The sequence below is a fragment of the Mycolicibacterium arabiense genome, from assembly GCF_010731815.2.
Taxonomy (GTDB): domain Bacteria; phylum Actinomycetota; class Actinomycetes; order Mycobacteriales; family Mycobacteriaceae; genus Mycobacterium; species Mycobacterium arabiense.
In genome coordinates, this window is sequence record NZ_AP022593.1 from 2,855,365 (window position 1) to 2,871,408 (window position 16,044).

Sequence of the window (16,044 nt, forward strand, 5' to 3'; positions counted from 1 at the left end):
AAACCTATCTGGTGCGGGTGACGACGACTTTGCCGGTCATGCGGCCTGATTCGACGTCCCGGTGGGCCTCCTCGAGCCCGGCCGAGGAGTAGTCGTCGATGGTCTTGGTGACGGTGGTGCGCAGCGTTCCGTCGTCGACGAGCGCGGCGGCGGCGGCCAGCAGATGCTGCTGAGCGATCATGTCGGGCGTCTCGAACATGGCCCGGGTGAACATCAGCTCCCAGTGCCAGGCGATGCTCTTGGCCTTGAGTCCGACGAGGTCGAGGCCGGGCGGCTCGTCGATCGCGGTGATGTGCCCGAACGGTTTCACGATCGCCGCGTAGTCGTCGACGTTGCCCGCGGAATGTGGTGAGAAGAGGTAGTCGACGCCCCCGGGCGCGACCTCGAGCGTCTGGGCGCGCAGGTCGTGATGATCGACGACGGCGTCGGCGCCCATGCTGGTGGCCCACCGGCGCGACTCGTCGCGGCTGGCGGTCGCGATCACCCGGACGCCGGTCAATGCCTTGGCGAGCTGGATCATGATCGACCCGACACCACCCGCGGCGCCGAGCACCAGCAGGTCGCCCGTCGAGTCCTGGGTGAGGCCGAAGCGGTCGAACAGCGATTCCCACGCCGTGATCGTGGTCAGCGGCAGCGCGGCGGCCTCGGCGAACGAGAGGCTCGCGGGCTTGCGGGAGACGATGCGTTCGTCGACGGCCTGGAATTCGGCGTTGCTGCCGGGCCGGGTGATGTCGCCGGCGTACCAGACCTCGTCCCCGACGGCGAGCGTCGTGACTTGCACGCCGACGGCTTCCACGATGCCTGCGGCGTCGAAGCCGAGGATGGTCGGGGCCTGCGAGGGCTCGAGCGAGGAACGGCGCTTGACGTCGACGGGGTTCACCGAAACCGCCAGTACGCGCACCAGCACGTCGCGTTCCCGAAGCTCTGGCACGTCGACCGTGACGTCCCGAAGGGTCTGGTCGCTGCCCACCGGTCCCCCGGCGTAGGAACCGATGGCTCTCATCGTGGTCACGTCGCGGTACAACCTCGCCGACGGCAGGGTTCTTCCCCGAACACGAAGAAGCCCGGCCTGCCGAAGCAGACCGGGCCCCTTGTTGAGTGCTTGGACTTAGAAGTCCATGCCGCCCATGCCACCGGTCGGGTCGCCCGCGGGTGCGGACGCCTTCTCCGGCTTGTCGGCGACGACGGCCTCGGTGGTGAGGAACAGCGCCGCGATGGACGCTGCGTTCTGCAGCGCCGAGCGCGTGACCTTGACCGGGTCGGCAACGCCGGCGGCCAGCAGGTCCTCGTACTCGCCGGTCGCGGCGTTCAGGCCGTGACCCGCAGGAAGGTTCGAGACTTTCTCTGCGACGACGCCCGGCTCCAGGCCACCGTTGAAGGCGATCTGCTTGAGCGGGGCCGACAGCGCGACGCGCACGATGTTCGCGCCGGTTGCCTCGTCACCGGTGAGCTCCAGCTCGTCCAGCGACGGAGCCGACTGCAGCAGGGCCACGCCGCCACCGGCGACGATGCCCTCTTCGACGGCTGCCTTCGCGTTGCGAACGGCGTCCTCGATGCGGTGCTTGCGCTCCTTGAGCTCCACCTCGGTGGCAGCTCCGGCCTTGATCACTGCAACGCCGCCTGCCAGCTTGGCCAGGCGCTCCTGCAGCTTTTCGCGGTCGTAGTCGGAGTCGCTGTTCTCGATCTCGGCACGGATCTGGGCCACGCGGCCGGCGATGGCGTCGGAATCCCCGGCGCCCTCGACGATGGTGGTCTCGTCCTTGGTGATGACGACCTTGCGTGCCTGGCCCAGCAGCGCGACGTCGGCGGTCTCGAGCGAGAGGCCGACCTCCTCGCTGATGACCTGGCCACCGGACAGGATCGCGATGTCCTGCAGCATGGCCTTGCGGCGGTCACCGAAGCCCGGGGCCTTGACGGCGACGGACTTGAAGGTGCCACGGATCTTGTTGACCACCAGGGTCGAGAGGGCTTCGCCCTCGACGTCCTCGGCGATGATCAGCAGCGGCTTGCCGGACTGGATGACCTTCTCCAGCAACGGAAGCAGGTCCTTGACCGTCGAGACCTTGGAGCTGACCAGGAGGATGTAGGGATCCTCGAGGACGGCTTCCTGACGCTCGGCGTCGGTCACGAAGTAGCCCGAGATGTAGCCCTTGTCGAAGCGCATGCCCTCGGTGAGCTCGAGCTGCAGGCCGAAGGTGTTCGACTCCTCGACGGTGATGACACCCTCGTTGCCGACCTTGTCCAGCGCCTCGGCGATCAGGTCGCCGATCGACTGGTCGCCTGCGGAGATGCCCGCGGTGGCAGCGATCTGCTCCTTGGTCTCCACCTCCTTGGCCTGGGACAGCAGGGTCTCGGTGACCTTCTGCACGGCCTTCTCGATGCCGCGCTTCAGGCCGAGCGGGTTGGCGCCGGCTGCGACGTTGCGCAGGCCTTCGCGAACCAGTGCCTGAGCGAGCACGGTGGCGGTGGTGGTGCCGTCGCCCGCGACGTCATCGGTCTTCTTGGCGACTTCCTTGACCAGCTCTGCGCCGATCTTCTCGTAGGGATCCTCCAGCTCGATCTCCTTGGCGATGGAAACACCATCGTTGGTGATCGTGGGAGCGCCCCACTTCTTCTCCAGGACGACGTTGCGACCCTTGGGGCCCAACGTCACCTTTACCGCGTCGGCGAGGGCGTTGAGGCCCCGCTCGAGGCCGCGACGGGCCTCTTCGTCATACGCAATTGTCTTGGCCATTGCGAAGTGATTCCTCCGGATTGGGAATTGCACGTCTCTTCGGTCGGGATCAGTGCCCGCGACGGACGGCGTTGGGTGTGCTCCGCAGGTGCGGCCCCGGCCTCACCGTCCCGACCTAGCACTCACTGATCGCGAGTGCCAACGTCATTCTTAGCACTCGACCATGACGAGTGCAAGGTTACTGCCGCCGCCGAATGGCCCGAAACGGCCGTCGTCACCGGGCTGAACGCAACCCGTCGACGATGATCTCGGCGACCCGTTCGGCGATGCCGTCTCCGTAGCGGTCGGTGGACTTGCAGACGGTCATGAGGGCCTTCACTTCTGGGCCTCCGACGTCGGGTCGGACCGTGCCAGCCCGTTGCGCCGCGGCCAACATCTCCTCCATCACGCCGAGGAACGCAGCCTCGGCGCCGGGCGCCGCCGCATCGAGGTCGACGCCGTAGCCGGCCAGGGCGTCGGCGATACCGTGGTCGGCCGCGGCCGTCCGGACCATCTCGCGCAGGAATTCGAACAGCGCGGTGCCGGGGTCCGCCGCGAGCAGCTGGTGCGCGCGCTCGACGATGCTGCGCACGCGATCTTCGATGACGGCTTGGAAGAGCACTTCCTTCGTCGGGAAGTGCCGGTAGACGGTGCCCGGGCCGACGCCGGCCCGGCGGGCGATCTCGTCGATCGGCACGGCGAGCCCCTCGGCGGCGAACGTCTCGTACGCCACCTCGAGCACCTTGGCGCGGTTGCGCGCGGCGTCGGCGCGCATGGGCCGCGTAGTGCTGGTCACTTCTCACTCCTCTGTTGACAAAACGGAGCGAGCGTTCCGTATAGTCGATGAAACCGGAGCGGACGTTCCGCATCCATCGTACCCAAGGAGCATCGATGACCAACTGGACCGTTGCGAACGCACCCGATCAGACCGGCCGCGTCGCCGTGGTGACCGGCGCCAACACCGGGCTCGGCTACGAGACGGCCGCCGCGCTCGCCTCCCGTGGCGCCCGCGTCGTACTGGCCGTGCGCAACCTCGACAAGGGCAAGGCCGCCGCCGACCTCATCCTGCGGCGCACCCCCGGCGCCGACGTATCGCTTCAGGAACTCGACCTCACCTCCCTCGCCTCGATCGAGGAAGCGGCCGGACAGCTGCGAGCCGACCTCGACCGGATCGACCTGCTGATCAACAACGCTGGCGTCATGATGACGCCGAAGGGCACGACGAAGGACGGCTTCGAGCTGCAGTTCGGCACCAACCACCTCGGCCACTTCGCATTCACCGGACGGCTGCTCGACCGGGTGCTCGCCGCGCCCGGCTCGCGGGTCGTGACGGTCAGCAGCATCGGCCACCGGCTCGGCCGCATCCGGTTCGACGACCTCCAGTCCGAACGCCGGTACAGCCGCATCGGCGCGTACGGCCAATCGAAGCTCGCCAACCTGCTGTTCACCTACGAGCTGCAACGCAGGCTCGCAGGCACCGAGACCACGGCCACGGCCGCCCACCCCGGCGGCTCGAGTTCGGAACTGTCGCGATACGTCCCCAGCGTGCTCCAGCTGGCCTTCAGCAGCCTGGAACAGAGCACCGAGATGGGCGCGCTGCCCACGCTGCGCGCCGCTGTCGACCCGGCCGTGACAGGAGGCGAGTACGTCGGCCCGGGTGGCCCGTTCGAGATGCGCGGCTACCCCGAGGCCGTCTCCTCGAGCCGGCGGTCGCACGACGTGGCCGTCCAGCGCCGCCTGTGGACGGTCTCCGAGCAGCTCACGGGGGTGGTCTTTCCGGTGTGACCGAGAGAGACTGACCGCGTGTCGCTGATCGTGCCGCCATATCCCCCAGTCAGGTACACCAAGGACGATCCCGAGGTCAGCGCCTGGGTACGGCCAGGTGACGCGCCGGCGGACTACGACTCGTTCGGGCTGGTCGAATACCACTACCTGGCGAACGAGCAGGCAACCAACGGCGACTACGGCCTGTTCCGCGTCGAACTCGCGCCGAAGGCGGGCGGACCGGGCCCGCACTTCCACCGCACGATGTCCGAGGCGTTCTTCGTACTGTCCGGGTCGGTGACGATCTACGACGGCAAGCAGTGGTCGCCGACCAAGCAGAACGACTTCCTCTACGTGCCGCCCGGGGGCATCCACGGGTTCCGCAACGAGGCGGACGACCCCGCGTCGATGCTGATGCTGTTCGCCCCCGGCGCGCCGCGGGAGCACTACTTCGAGGGCCTCGCCCAGCTCGGCGACATGACCGACGACGAGCGCCGGGAGTGGTTCATCGCCAACGACAATCACTTCGTCGAGGAGTAGGCACCCATCCGGGCGGCCAGGTACGGCGCCGTCCGACTGCCGGTAGCGCGCGCCACCTCTGCGGGCGTCCCCGCGGCGACCACCCGGCCACCGGCGTCGCCGGCACCCGGCCCCAGGTCGATCACCCAGTCGGTGCCCGCCACCACCCGCATGTCGTGTTCGGCGACGACGACGGTGTTGCCCGCGTCGACGAGCCGGTGCAGCTGCCGGTCCAGCAGGTCGACGTCGGCGGGATGCAGTCCGGTCGTCGGCTCGTCGAGCACGTAGAGCGTGTGCCCGCGCCTGGGCCGTTGCAGCTCAGTCGCCAGCTTGATCCGCTGCGCCTCGCCGCCGGAGAGTTCGGTCGCGGGCTGCCCCAACCGCAGGTAGCCCAGGCCGACCTCCTGGAGGGCGCGCAAGCTGCGCGCGGCGGCGGGCAGGTCGGCGAGGAACGGGGTGGCCTCGTCGACGGTCATCGCGAGGACGTCGGCGACCGTGTGGTCGCGATACCGGATCTTCAGGGTGTCCTCGTTGTACCGGGCGCCGTGACACGTCGGGCACACCCCGTAGGTGCCGGGCAGGAACAGCAGTTCGACGGAGACGAAGCCCTCGCCCTGACACGTCGGGCACCGCCCCTGGGCCACGTTGAACGAGAACCGGCCCGCGCTCCACTTGCGCCGACGCGCCGCCGGCGTCTCGGCGAACGCCTTGCGCACGGCGTCGAAGAGCCCGGTGTACGTGGCCAGGGTCGAGCGCGGCGTGCGGCCGATCGGCTTCTGATCGACGGCGACCAGCCTGCCGATGAGGTCGACGCCCTCGGCGCTCACCCCGATGCTCGCGTCGTGGTCCAAGTCGACGATCTCCGCATCGCCGTCACCGCCATCGGCCTCCGGCTCGGTGGTCTCACCGCCCAGCGCGCGGGTGACGACGTCGCCGAGCACCTTGTAGACGAGCGTCGACTTCCCCGAACCGGACACACCCGTCACCGCGGTGTACGTCCCCAGCGGGATGTCGACGGCGAGGTCGCGCAGGTTGTGAAAGTCGATGCCACGCAACTGCAATCGACCCACCGGCGTGCGCGGCGCGCGGGCTTCGGGTGCCGCCCGGTCGAACAAGTAGTCGCGCGTCACCGAGGCAGGCACGTCGGCCAGCCCGGGCACCGGACCGCTGTAGAGCACCTCGCCGCCCAGTTCGCCGGCGCCAGGTCCGACGTCGACGATCCAGTCCGCGCGCCGCACCACGTCCATGTCGTGTTCGACCACGAACAGCGAGTTGCCCGCGCGCCGCAGCCGGTCGAGGACGTCGAGCAGCGGTTCGGCGTCGGCAGGGTGCAGCCCCGCCGACGGCTCGTCGAGCACGTACAGGACGCCGAACAGCCCGGCGCGCAGCTGGGTCGCGAGCCGCAGCCGCTGCAGCTCCCCCGGCGACACCGTCGGCGTGCGTCGATTCAGCGCGAGGTACCCCAGCCCGAGGTCGAGCAGCACCTGGATGCGGGCCACCAGATCGGCCGCGATCATCGTGGCCACCTCGGTGCCTTCGCCCGACTCCGTCGACTCGTAGGCGGCCTCGAAGTCGGTGCGCTCGGCGGCGGGCCGCAGGACGTCGGCGAGTTCGGTCAGCGGCAGCGTCACCAGCTGGGCGATGTTGCGGCCGGCGAAGGTGACGGCGAGCGCCTCTGGCCGCAGACCAGAGCCGTTGCACACCGGGCAGTCGATGCTGTCGACGTACTTGAGCACCCGTCGGCGCATCATCGCGCTCTGCGAGTTGGCCAGCGTGTGCCGCACGTGCCGCTCGGCGCTGGAGAAGGTGCCGTTGTAGGTGTAGTCGGCGATGACGTTGTGGCGGTGGGGATGGATCTCGACGGTGGGCTGCTCGTCGGTGAACAGGATCCAGTTGCGTGCCTTCTTCGGCAGCCGATGCCACGGCTTGTCGATGTCGTAGCCGAGCGTGATCAGGATGTCGCGCAGGTTCTGGCCCTGCCAGGCGCCGGGCCACGCGGCCACGGCGCCCTCGCGGATCGTCAGCGACGGGTCGGGCACCAGCGTCTCCTCGGTGACCCGGTGGATCCGGCCGAGGCCGTGGCATTCCGGGCACGCGCCGATCGCGGTGTTCGGGGAGAACGAGTCGGAGTCCAGGCGCTCGGTGAAGCCCTTGGGGAACGTGCCTGCCCGCGAATACAGCATCCGCAGCAGGTTCGACAGCGTCGTGACCGTGCCGACCGTCGACCGCGACGTGGCCGAGCCGCGGCGCTGCTGCAGCGCCACGGCGGGCGGTAGGCCGGTGATGTCGTCGACCTTGGGCGCGCCGGCCGGAAGGAGCAGTCGCCGGGCGTACGGGGCCACCGATTCGAAGTAGCGTCGCTGCGCCTCGGCGTAGATGGTGCCGAAGGCCAGCGACGACTTGCCCGACCCCGAGATGCCGGTGAACGCGACCAGCGCGTCGCGCGGCGCGGCGACGTCGACGCCACGTAGGTTGTGTACGCGGGAGCCGAGCACCCGCACGTACGGGTCGTGCTCGACGTCGTTCTCGGGGCGGTCCATCCCATCATTGTGGGCCTCGACCGCGGGTCCGGGCGCCATCTTCGTTTGCTCTAAATCACTGCGTCGCGTGCCGGGTGGCCGTGGCGTGGCCGCGTCCGGCGGCGACCATGTACCGTCGTCCGGAGTGTCCGACACGCTCGCACTCGAGACACGCCGTATGGAGATGCGCGGACGGAACCCATTGCCCTAGAGTGGCCTTCGACCAGATAGGAGTCTTCGGGTGCGGGCTTATGCAGCGCCCAGCACCCAGGCTTTGCGGGGCTGGCAGCGTCGGGCGTTGGTGAAGTACTTGACGGCTGCTCCCCGCGATTTCCTCGCCGTCGCAACCCCCGGATCGGGCAAGACGACGTTTGCGCTCCGCATCGCAGGCGAGCTGTTGTCCGAGGGTGTCGTCGAGCGCGTCACCGTCGTCGTGCCGACCGAGCACCTCAAGATCCAGTGGGCCCAGGCCGCGCAGCGCATCGGTCTGGCGCTCGACCCGAAGTTCAGTAACTCGTCGGCGCAGAACTCCGACGAGTACCACGGCGTCGTCGTCACCTACGCACAGGTGGCCAGCCATCCGGGGCGTCACCGGGTGCGCACCGAGAACCGCAAGACGCTGGTGATCTTCGACGAGATCCACCACGGCGGCGACGCGAAGAGCTGGGGCGAGGCGATCCGCGAGGCGTTCGACGACGCCACCCGCCGGCTGTCGCTGACCGGTACGCCCTTCCGCAGCGACGACAGCCCCATTCCGTTCGTCAACTACGAACTGGGCCCCGACGGCCTCAAGCACTCCCAGGCCGACCACGTATACGGCTACTCCGACGCCCTCGCCGACGGCGTCGTGCGGCCGGTGGTGTTCCTGGCCTACTCGGGCGAGTCGCGCTGGCGGGATAGTGCGGGCGAGGAACACGCGGCCCGCCTCGGCGAGCCCCTCACCGCCGAGCAGACCGCTCGGGCCTGGAAGACCGCGCTGAACCCGGTCGGCGAGTGGATGCCCGCGGTGATTGCGGCGGCCGACCGGCGGTTGCAGCAGAAGCGTCAGCACGTGCCGGATGCGGGCGGCATGATCATCGCCTCCGATCAGACGGCTGCGCGCGCCTACGCGAAGCTGCTGACCGAGATCACCGGCGAGGCGCCGACCGTCGTGCTGTCCGACGACCCGGGCTCCTCGGACCGCATCTCGCAGTTCTCGGCGGGGACCAGTCGCTGGCTCGTAGCCGTACGCATGGTGTCCGAGGGCGTCGACGTGCCCCGGCTGTCCGTCGGGGTGTACGCGACGAGCGCGTCGACGCCGCTGTTCTTCGCCCAGGCGATCGGCCGGTTCGTGCGGTCGCGTCGCGCAGGCGAGACGGCGAGCATCTTCCTTCCGTCGGTGCCCAACCTGCTGCTGCTGGCCAGCCAGATGGAGGCGCAGCGCAACCACGTGCTGGGCAAGCCGCACCGCGAGTCCCAGGGCGACGAGTGGGACGACGAGGCCCTCGAGGACGCCAACAAGACCAAGGACGAAGCCAGCGACATGGATCGCGGCTACGAGATGCTGGGCGCCGACGCCGAACTCGACCAGGTGATCTTCGACGGTTCGTCGTTCGGCACGGCCACCCCGGCCGGCAGCGAGGAGGAGGCCGACTACCTCGGCATCCCCGGACTGCTCGACGCCACGCAGATGCGAGACCTGTTGTCGCGCAGGCAGGAAGAGCAGCTGGGTCGCCGGAGCCGTGTGGCTGCAGGCGAGAGCGCGGCGGGCGAGGGCCAGACGGCGGTCGCGACGCCGACGACCACGCACGGGCAGCTGCGCGACCTGCGCCGCGAACTCAACGCACTGGTGACGCTCGCACACCACCGCACCGGCAAGCCGCACGGCTGGATCCACAACGAGCTGCGGCGCATCTGCGGCGGACCCGTTGTGGCGGCGGCGAACTCGGAGCAGATCGCCGCGCGCATCGAAGCGGTCCGCACGCTGCGGGGGTAGGCGTCGGGTTCGGCGCCCCCGTCGCCGAGCGTGGGCCCTATGCACGTATTTCGCCGTTCTCGCGTACACAACCCCCACACTCGCGCACAACCCCTCGCCGCCGCGCCGCCGAGCGTGGGCCCTATGCACGCATTTCGCCGTTCTCGCGTGCACAACCCCCACACTCGCGCCTCACACCGGGCATCCTCTGGCCCGCAGCTTCTCCCGGACCCGCGCGACGATCAGATCGGGCCGCGCCATCATGTCGGCGCTGACTCGCACCACCACCCAGCCCGCTGCCTCCAGCAGCGCGATCCGCTCGATGTCCCACGACCGCTGACGCGCGTCCATCCAATGCTGCACACCGTCGTATTCGACGGCCACCTTCCATTCGCGCCAGCCCATGTCGACGCGGACGTGCAACTCGGGAAACCGGATCTGCGTCTCGGGACGTGGCAGTCCACCGGCTACCAGCAGCAGCCGCAGCCTGGTCTCCTGCGGCGACTCTGCCCCGCCGTCGACATTCGGCAGCACGGTGCGCAGCGATGCCACACCGCGGACACCGGAGTGGGCATCGGCCACCGCCGATACCTCGCGGTGCTTCAACCCAGTGGCGTTGAACAGTGCGTCGAGTATCGGAATGGCCTGCGCCGCAGGTTTTGTCCGTCCGATGTCGAACGCGGTCCGTGCCGCCGTGGTGACGTCGACGCCCCCGACCACGCATAGTTCGTCGACGCCGAGGGTCCACGAGTGGACGACGAGCCCGGATGCTGCGTGCCGATCGGAACGTACGATCTCGGCCGGCGCGGACCCGTCGAGCCACTTGGTTCCGTGGACCGCCGCAGCCGAGACGCCGGCCAGCGTGGCGCCCGTCGCCAGCCACGCGGCGCGCGCCCGGATGAGTGCCGTCAGCTCGACGTCACGGTGGAGATAGACGCCCCGGTAGATCGCCTGGTGCTCCCGGGCGAGGCCGCGTCGGGTGAGTTCGCCGCGCCGTATCGCGGCGCTGCCGATGAAGGGTTGCATGCCGAGAACGGTCGCCTCGACCGCCGACGAACGTGGGCCTCGAGCACGCTCTCAAGGCTCGGCCTGTGCATAAGCCCCACACTGGGGATGGAAGCGTCAGCGCCCTTCGGCCAGCTTGGCCAGATTCGCGAGCGAGTTCTCCACGTGCGACACCGCGAACGGCGGGAACTCGATGTGCTCCCGCGTCTCCGAGGGAACACCCGACCAGTCGTACGTCATGGTCACCTGGGTCCCGTCGCCGACCGGCTCGAGGTCGTAGCGCCAGGTCCATCCGCCGTACTTGATCTCGCCATCGGGCCCCTCCTGACCGGGTTCCCAGGCGATGGTCGTGGACGGCTCGAAGGCGAAGACGCGGTTGGCCATCTCGTAGTGGCCTTCGGGCAGGTTGTCGTGATACATCGCGATGCGGAAGATCTGGTCTTTCTCCTGCAACGGCTTTCCGTCGAGCGACTCCCGCACCCACCCGGTGCCGTCGATGGCTGCGTGATTGGCGGGCTCGGCCAGCACCTCGAAGACGGCCTGGACGGGAGCGTTGACGATGCGGGTCGTGATCAAGGTATCCGTGGTCATACGCGTACCGACTGACGAACCGCGCGGAACTAATCGGTTGCCGCACCGCCGCACTGGCCCTACCGTCGGCCGCATGGCCGCCGACTCACCCACGATCCTCGCGACCAGCGGCGGGGTCGGGCCGGGGCGGCGCACCAGGATGGCGTTCACCGCGCTCACCGAGTACGCCATCGAGCTGTCCGGAACGAGTGGGCGGGCGCCACGGGTCTGCCTGCTCGCGACCGCCATGGGCGACGACCGCGCGACGTTGCACCACCTCACCGAGGCGGCCGAACAGCGGGGGTTCGCGACGTCGCACCTCGTCCTGTTCCCGATGCCGAACGTCGACGACGTCACAGCTCATCTGCTCGAGCACGACGTGGTGTGGGTGTTCGGCGGCAGTGTGGCCGGGCTGCTCGCGATGTGGCGACTGCACGGCGTCGACGACGCGATGCGCACCGCGTGGGAGGCCGGCGTCGTGCTCACCGGCGTCTCGGCAGGCTCCATCTGCTGGCATGCCGGGGGCACCACCGACTCGTTCGGCCCGGAGCTGCGTCCGGTGACCGACGGCCTGGGCCTGGTGCCGTTCTCCAACGGGGTGCACTACGACACCGAGGAGCGACGCCGGCCGCTGTTCCAACGCTTGATCGGCGACGGCACGCTTCCCGCCGGCTACGCGACCGACGACGGTGTGGGCGTCGTCTACCGCGGCACGGGTTTCGTCGAGGCCGTCGGCGAAACCGATGGCGCCGCAGCCTACTTCGTGGAGAAGGTCGGCGACGCCGTCCTCGAGACCCGGCTCGACACCCGCCGGTTGCCGTGATGCCGAGAATCGACTTGCGCCAGGTCGATGCCGCTGACCACGAGTTCCTGTTCGAGCTGCACCGCGCCTCGCTGGGCCCCTACGTCGACGAGGTGTGGGGGTGGCGGGACGACGAGCAACGGGCTCACCTGGCCAAGAACCTCGACCTCGACCGCGCCCGGATCGTCATGGTCGATGGCGTCGACGCCGGCAGGCTCGACCTCGAGGAGTCCGACGATCGAGTCTTCATCGCGCTGCTCGAACTACTGCCCAGCCACCAGGGTCGGGGCATCGGGACCGCAATCATTGGTGACATCCTGGTCCGCGCTCGACGCCATTCGAAGGCGGTGACCCTGCGCGTACTCGAGGTCAATCACCGCGCACGCGCGCTATACAAGCGGCTCGGTTTCGTCGAGACACATCGCGACGGCGCCCATCCGGAGGTGCGCATAGCGATGACCGCGAACCCGCCGTCCCTATAACCCAAGCAACTCGGGCAGGTCGGCGATCGAGTCGATGACGTGGTTGGGCTGCATCGCGAATTCATCTGCCGCCCAACGGTCCAACGTGTCCTGGCGGAACTTGCCGGTGCGCACCAGCACGCCCGTCATCCCGACGACCTGCCCGGCCAGCACGTCGTTGTTGAGGTCGTCGCCCACCATGTACATCTCCTCGGGATCGACCCCCAGGCGGTTCGCCGACGCCAGGAAGCCCTCGGGCGCAGGCTTGCCCACAGCGACCGCCTTGCGGCCGCAGGTCTCCTCCATGCCGAGCAGGTACATGCCGGTGTCGATCCGCAGTCCCGCGGCGGTGTTCCACGCCGTGCTGCGATGCATGGCGACCACCGGAATCCCCTGCGCCATCCAGTCGTAGACCCGGCTGAGCGTCACGTGGTCGTACTCCGGCCCCGCACCGCCGAGCAGCACGACGTCCGGGGTCTCGGGTTCTGCGTCCCCGACGTCGTGGGAGTAGACGACGTCGATGCCGGGCATGTCCTCGCCGATCTCGCCACTGTTGACCAGGAAGCACCTGGCCCCGGGATAGCGGTCGCGGACGTAGTCGGCGGTCAGCACGGCCGCGGTGATGACCTCGTCGGCGGTGACGTCCATGCCCGCCTCGGCGAGCAACTTCGCGATCTGCACGCGGGTGCGAGTGGTGGTGTTGGTGAGGTACGAGCGCGCGATCTGATGGTCCGCCAAGGTCCGCAAAGTCTCCCCGGCGCCCGGGATCGGCTCCCACGAAGTCACCAGGACGCCATCGATGTCGAACAGCACACCACCGATAGCCATGGTGCCAAGGTAAACGGCAGCGGCCTGTGCGCAACTCGTACCCGTCAGGCAGTGACCCATTCGCTGTCGGCCACCCACGGCGACGCCGCGGCGGCGACCGCCCACGCCTGGTCGGCAGGCACGTCGATGACCCGGTACCCCTTGATCCCTGCCGCAGTCGCCGCGACCAGCGTCGCCACCCCGGCGCGGCGCTGAAACGGCGTCTGCCGCACCGTCCACCCGATGACCCCCGCGGCGGCGATGCAGTCCCGCCTGCGTTCGACGCTTCCCGACCTCGCGATCAGCCACCTGCCGTCGACGCTGTGACCCAGCGCACGGGATCGGTCGAAGGCCAGGAAGGCCGCGGCCACCGTGACGGCCGACCAGACCAGCCACGTCCAGGCCGGCGTGCCCGCCACGACCAGCGCCACCGCCGCCACCGCGGGAACCAGCAGGGCACGGGTCCAGCGCCTGCGCGTCGCCGCAGCACCGTGTCCGCGCAACGGCCCGTCGGCCACCCCGGGCGCCGTCAACTCCGTCAGCACGGCCTCGGCCGTCGCGCGTGGGCACGGCGGCAGCAGCAGGGACGCCTCACCCGCCCCGCCGACACCGGTCATCACCGCGTCCAGTCGGGCGCCGCCGAACGCGCGGACCAGCAGCGGTTCGCGCAGTGTCCCGCCACGCAACCGGCGGGTGTCGTAGGTGTGCTGACGCAGGCGCAGCAGACCGTGCTCGAGGTTCAGCACGCCTTCGCTGCGCGACAGCACCAGGTTGCCGAACGTGACGAGGCTCCGCAGTACCGACAGCACGAGCGAGGCGACCAGCACGAAACCGACGAGCCCGACGACCGCGACCACCGCGCCGGCCCGCTCGGCGGCGTCCAGACCCTCCCGGACGAGTGGTGAATCCTCGAGCGTCGCAACGACACCGGTCTGGTACACCACGGCCACCGCGGCGGCGATCATCGCCAGTCCGGTGAAGCTCAGCGGGCTGTACCTCAGCCACGAGAGTTCCCACCGGGCGAGCACGCGGGCCTGCGGCGCCTGAGGTTCGACGTCCGGCGACTCGGTGAGCAGCACGGCGCGCAGTCCCGCGACCTCCTCGACGCGCACCGCGTCGAGCGCGAAGTCGGCGTCACCGCGGCCCTCCTGTCCGGTGCCGACCTTGACCACGGTGAGGCCGAGCAGCCGGTGCAGCAGCCGGGCGTCGGTCGACACCGAACGAATCCTGTTGCGCGGCACCGAGAGCACCCGGCGAGCCAGCACGCCCTCCCGGCGCTGGATCTGCTCGCCGTCGATGCGGTAGCTCGTCGTGAACCAGCGGGCGACGCCGAACGCCACCAGCAGGCCCAGCGCTGCGGCCGACCACAGCGGATTGCCGGTCGCCGTACCGAGTACCGCCGAACCGATCAGCAGCGGGAGTTGGCGCAGCACTTCGTGGATCGGGTGCACCAGCAGCATGCGCGGGCTCAGCCGCCGCCACTGCTCGACCGGTGCGCTCACGTGGCGTCCTGCTCGCCGATCGACGCGACGTCGGTCAGCTGCGCGACGACGCGGTCGGCGACGTCGGTGTCCAACGCCACGATGCGGACCGCACCCGCCGACGACGCCGTCGTCACCGTGACGGTCGCGAGCCCGAACAGCCGGTCGAGCGGGCCGCGCTCGGTGTCGACGGTCTGCACCCGCGAGATCGGTGCGATGCGACGCTCCTGCACCAGCCATCCGGTCCGCGTGTACACCGCGTTGGAGCCAATCTCCCAGCGGTGCACCCGGTATCGCCAGATGGGGACCACGCCGACGAACAGCGCCGCACCCGCCACGGTCGACGCGGCGGCCAGCCCGTGCAGAACGCCGTATCGCCCGTCGAGCACGAACCATGCCACCTGCGCCACCGCCAGCACCGCCCACGGGATCGCCGCGGACACGGCCCACACCACGGGCGCCTTGCGGCTGGGCGGGTTCGCGGGGTCGATCAGGGTGGACACCCTCCTGAGTATGGTCGTGATCATGAGCGCCAACACGAAGTGGACCGAGGCAGACGTCACCGATCAGAGCGGGCGGGTCGCGATCGTCACCGGTTCCAACACGGGTCTCGGCTTCCACACCGCGCGCGTGCTGGCCGAACGCGGCGCGCGCGTCGTGCTCGCGGTGCGCAACCTCGACAAGGGCAAGGAGGCCGCAGCGCAGATCAGCCGCACCGTCCCAGGCGCCGAGGTCACGCTGCAGCGGCTCGATCTCGGCTCACTGCAGTCGGTGCGCGAGGCCGCCGAGGAACTCAAGGCCACCCACCCGCGCATCGACCTGTTGATCAACAACGCCGGGCTGATGTACCCGCCGAAGGGCCACACCGAGGACGGTTTCGAGCTGCAGTTCGGCACCAACCACCTCGCGCACTTCGCGCTGACGGGGTTGCTGCTCGACCACCTGCTGCCCGTCGAGGGGTCGCGTGTCGTCGTGGTCGCGAGCATGGCGCACAACATCCGCGCGGGCATCCGCTTCGACGACCTGCAGTGGGAACGCGGTTACAGCCGGGTCGCCGCCTACGGCCAGTCCAAGCTCGCGAACCTGATGTTCTCCTTCGACCTGCAGCGCCGTCTCGCCGCCAAGGGCGCGAAGACGATCGCCGTCGCCGCACACCCCGGCATCTCCAACACCGAACTCATGCGGCACCTACCCGGCGGCAGCCTGCCGATCGTGCTGCGCGCGGCCGGGCTGGTCACCAACAGTCCCGCGATGGGCGCGCTGGCGACGCTGCGCGCCGCGACCGACCCGCAGGTGAAGGGCGGGCAGTACTACGGCCCCGACGGGTTCCGCGAGCTGCGCGGCCACCCCGTGCTGGTGTCGTCGAGCGCGCAGTCGCGCGACGAAGCAGTCCAGCAGCGGCTGTGGACGGTGTCCGAGGAACTCACCGGCGTCACGTTCCCGGTGTAG

General features: G+C 69.6%; 15 protein-coding genes. 6 read left to right on the plus strand and 9 right to left on the minus strand.

Translation table 11 applies throughout. The features are described 5' to 3' along the window. Positions 1-4: 4 nt before the first annotated feature. The 3 genes from G6N61_RS15445 to G6N61_RS15455 all read right to left on the minus strand — a co-directional run bounded on the left by G6N61_RS15445 (position 5) and on the right by G6N61_RS15455 (position 3,509). Entirely contained in the window at positions 5-1,012 is a 1,008-nt protein-coding gene (locus tag G6N61_RS15445) for a zinc-binding alcohol dehydrogenase family protein (RefSeq protein WP_163919307.1), read from the minus strand. Between the two features lie 96 nt (positions 1,013-1,108). Then, positions 1,109-2,734, minus strand: coding sequence for a chaperonin GroEL (groL, locus tag G6N61_RS15450; protein WP_163919308.1), 1,626 nt, complete (start codon positions 2,732-2,734; stop codon positions 1,109-1,111). A gap of 214 nt (positions 2,735-2,948) precedes the next feature. Beyond that, positions 2,949-3,509, minus strand: a complete 561-nt coding sequence (locus G6N61_RS15455) for a TetR/AcrR family transcriptional regulator (RefSeq protein ID WP_235887557.1) — start codon at positions 3,507-3,509, stop codon at positions 2,949-2,951. Positions 3,510-3,604: 95 nt separating this feature from the next. Here G6N61_RS15455 and G6N61_RS15460 point away from each other — a divergent pair, with 95 nt between their 5' ends. Together G6N61_RS15460 and G6N61_RS15465 are read left to right on the plus strand one after the other, a co-directional pair. Continuing rightward, positions 3,605-4,498, plus strand: a complete 894-nt coding sequence (locus G6N61_RS15460) for an SDR family NAD(P)-dependent oxidoreductase (RefSeq protein WP_163919309.1) — start codon at positions 3,605-3,607, stop codon at positions 4,496-4,498. A gap of 18 nt (positions 4,499-4,516) precedes the next feature. Then, positions 4,517-5,017: a cupin domain-containing protein gene (locus G6N61_RS15465; RefSeq protein WP_163919310.1), complete on the plus strand. Its 501-nt coding sequence runs from the start codon at positions 4,517-4,519 to the stop codon at positions 5,015-5,017. Here G6N61_RS15465 and G6N61_RS15470 read toward each other — a convergent pair. Next, the gene (locus G6N61_RS15470) at positions 4,999-7,536 is read right to left on the minus strand and encodes an excinuclease ABC subunit UvrA (RefSeq protein WP_163919311.1); all 2,538 of its coding nucleotides are present in this window, start codon (positions 7,534-7,536) and stop codon (positions 4,999-5,001) included. The genes G6N61_RS15465 and G6N61_RS15470 overlap by 19 nt on opposite strands. A 220-nt stretch (positions 7,537-7,756) precedes the next feature. Here G6N61_RS15470 and G6N61_RS15475 point away from each other — a divergent pair, with 220 nt between their 5' ends. After that, positions 7,757-9,490 carry a DEAD/DEAH box helicase gene (locus G6N61_RS15475; RefSeq protein ID WP_163919312.1) on the plus strand — a complete coding sequence of 578 codons (1,734 nt, stop codon included), beginning with the start codon at positions 7,757-7,759 and terminating at the stop codon, positions 9,488-9,490. Positions 9,491-9,661: 171 nt separating this feature from the next. On the opposite strand, the gene G6N61_RS15480 is transcribed toward G6N61_RS15475, so the two are convergent. Then, positions 9,662-10,495: an endonuclease domain-containing protein gene (locus G6N61_RS15480; protein WP_163919313.1), complete on the minus strand. Its 834-nt coding sequence runs from the start codon at positions 10,493-10,495 to the stop codon at positions 9,662-9,664. Between the two features lie 96 nt (positions 10,496-10,591). Beyond that, positions 10,592-11,065 carry an SRPBCC family protein gene (locus tag G6N61_RS15485; RefSeq protein WP_163919314.1) on the minus strand — a complete coding sequence of 158 codons (474 nt, stop codon included), beginning with the start codon at positions 11,063-11,065 and terminating at the stop codon, positions 10,592-10,594. A gap of 73 nt (positions 11,066-11,138) precedes the next feature. Between G6N61_RS15485 and G6N61_RS15490 the strand changes: the two genes are divergently transcribed. Further along, positions 11,139-11,867 carry a Type 1 glutamine amidotransferase-like domain-containing protein gene (locus G6N61_RS15490; RefSeq protein WP_163919315.1) on the plus strand — a complete coding sequence of 243 codons (729 nt, stop codon included), beginning with the start codon at positions 11,139-11,141 and terminating at the stop codon, positions 11,865-11,867. Continuing rightward, positions 11,867-12,328, plus strand: a complete 462-nt coding sequence (locus tag G6N61_RS15495) for a GNAT family N-acetyltransferase (RefSeq protein ID WP_163919316.1) — start codon at positions 11,867-11,869, stop codon at positions 12,326-12,328. Before G6N61_RS15490 ends, G6N61_RS15495 begins: the two co-directional genes overlap by 1 nt. Here the strand turns inward: G6N61_RS15495 and G6N61_RS15500 are convergent. The 3 genes from G6N61_RS15500 to G6N61_RS15510 are packed head-to-tail and all read right to left on the minus strand — an operon-like array spanning position 12,323 to position 15,122. Next, positions 12,323-13,135: an HAD-IIA family hydrolase gene (locus tag G6N61_RS15500; protein WP_163919317.1), complete on the minus strand. Its 813-nt coding sequence runs from the start codon at positions 13,133-13,135 to the stop codon at positions 12,323-12,325. The genes G6N61_RS15495 and G6N61_RS15500 overlap by 6 nt on opposite strands. Positions 13,136-13,179: 44 nt before the next feature. Then, positions 13,180-14,616, minus strand: a complete 1,437-nt coding sequence (locus G6N61_RS15505; protein WP_407666460.1) for a PH domain-containing protein — start codon at positions 14,614-14,616, stop codon at positions 13,180-13,182. Continuing rightward, positions 14,613-15,122 carry a PH domain-containing protein gene (locus tag G6N61_RS15510; RefSeq protein WP_163919318.1) on the minus strand — a complete coding sequence of 170 codons (510 nt, stop codon included), beginning with the start codon at positions 15,120-15,122 and terminating at the stop codon, positions 14,613-14,615. The genes G6N61_RS15505 and G6N61_RS15510 overlap by 4 nt, the downstream gene beginning before the upstream one ends. Here G6N61_RS15510 and G6N61_RS15515 point away from each other — a divergent pair. Beyond that, positions 15,121-16,044, plus strand: coding sequence for an SDR family NAD(P)-dependent oxidoreductase (locus G6N61_RS15515; protein ID WP_163919319.1), 924 nt, complete (start codon positions 15,121-15,123; stop codon positions 16,042-16,044). The genes G6N61_RS15510 and G6N61_RS15515 overlap by 2 nt on opposite strands.

Bases quoted from the DNA above. Each gene is read 5' to 3' on its own strand.
- groL (WP_163919308.1), bottom strand. From the start codon at position 2,734: ATGGCCAAGACAATTGCGTATGACGAAGAGGCCCGTCGCGGCCTCGAG.
- G6N61_RS15460 (WP_163919309.1), top strand. From the start codon at position 3,605: ATGACCAACTGGACCGTTGCGAACGCACCCGATCAGACCGGCCGCGTC.
- G6N61_RS15470 (WP_163919311.1), bottom strand. From the start codon at position 7,536: ATGGACCGCCCCGAGAACGACGTCGAGCACGACCCGTACGTGCGGGTG.
- G6N61_RS15480 (WP_163919313.1), bottom strand. From the start codon at position 10,495: ATGCAACCCTTCATCGGCAGCGCCGCGATACGGCGCGGCGAACTCACC.
- G6N61_RS15485 (WP_163919314.1), bottom strand. From the start codon at position 11,065: ATGACCACGGATACCTTGATCACGACCCGCATCGTCAACGCTCCCGTC.
- G6N61_RS15490 (WP_163919315.1), top strand. From the start codon at position 11,139: ATGGCCGCCGACTCACCCACGATCCTCGCGACCAGCGGCGGGGTCGGG.
- G6N61_RS15495 (WP_163919316.1), top strand. From the start codon at position 11,867: ATGCCGAGAATCGACTTGCGCCAGGTCGATGCCGCTGACCACGAGTTC.
- G6N61_RS15500 (WP_163919317.1), bottom strand. From the start codon at position 13,135: ATGGCTATCGGTGGTGTGCTGTTCGACATCGATGGCGTCCTGGTGACT.
- G6N61_RS15515 (WP_163919319.1), top strand. From the start codon at position 15,121: ATGAGCGCCAACACGAAGTGGACCGAGGCAGACGTCACCGATCAGAGC.
- G6N61_RS15510 (WP_163919318.1), bottom strand. From the start codon at position 15,122: ATGATCACGACCATACTCAGGAGGGTGTCCACCCTGATCGACCCCGCG.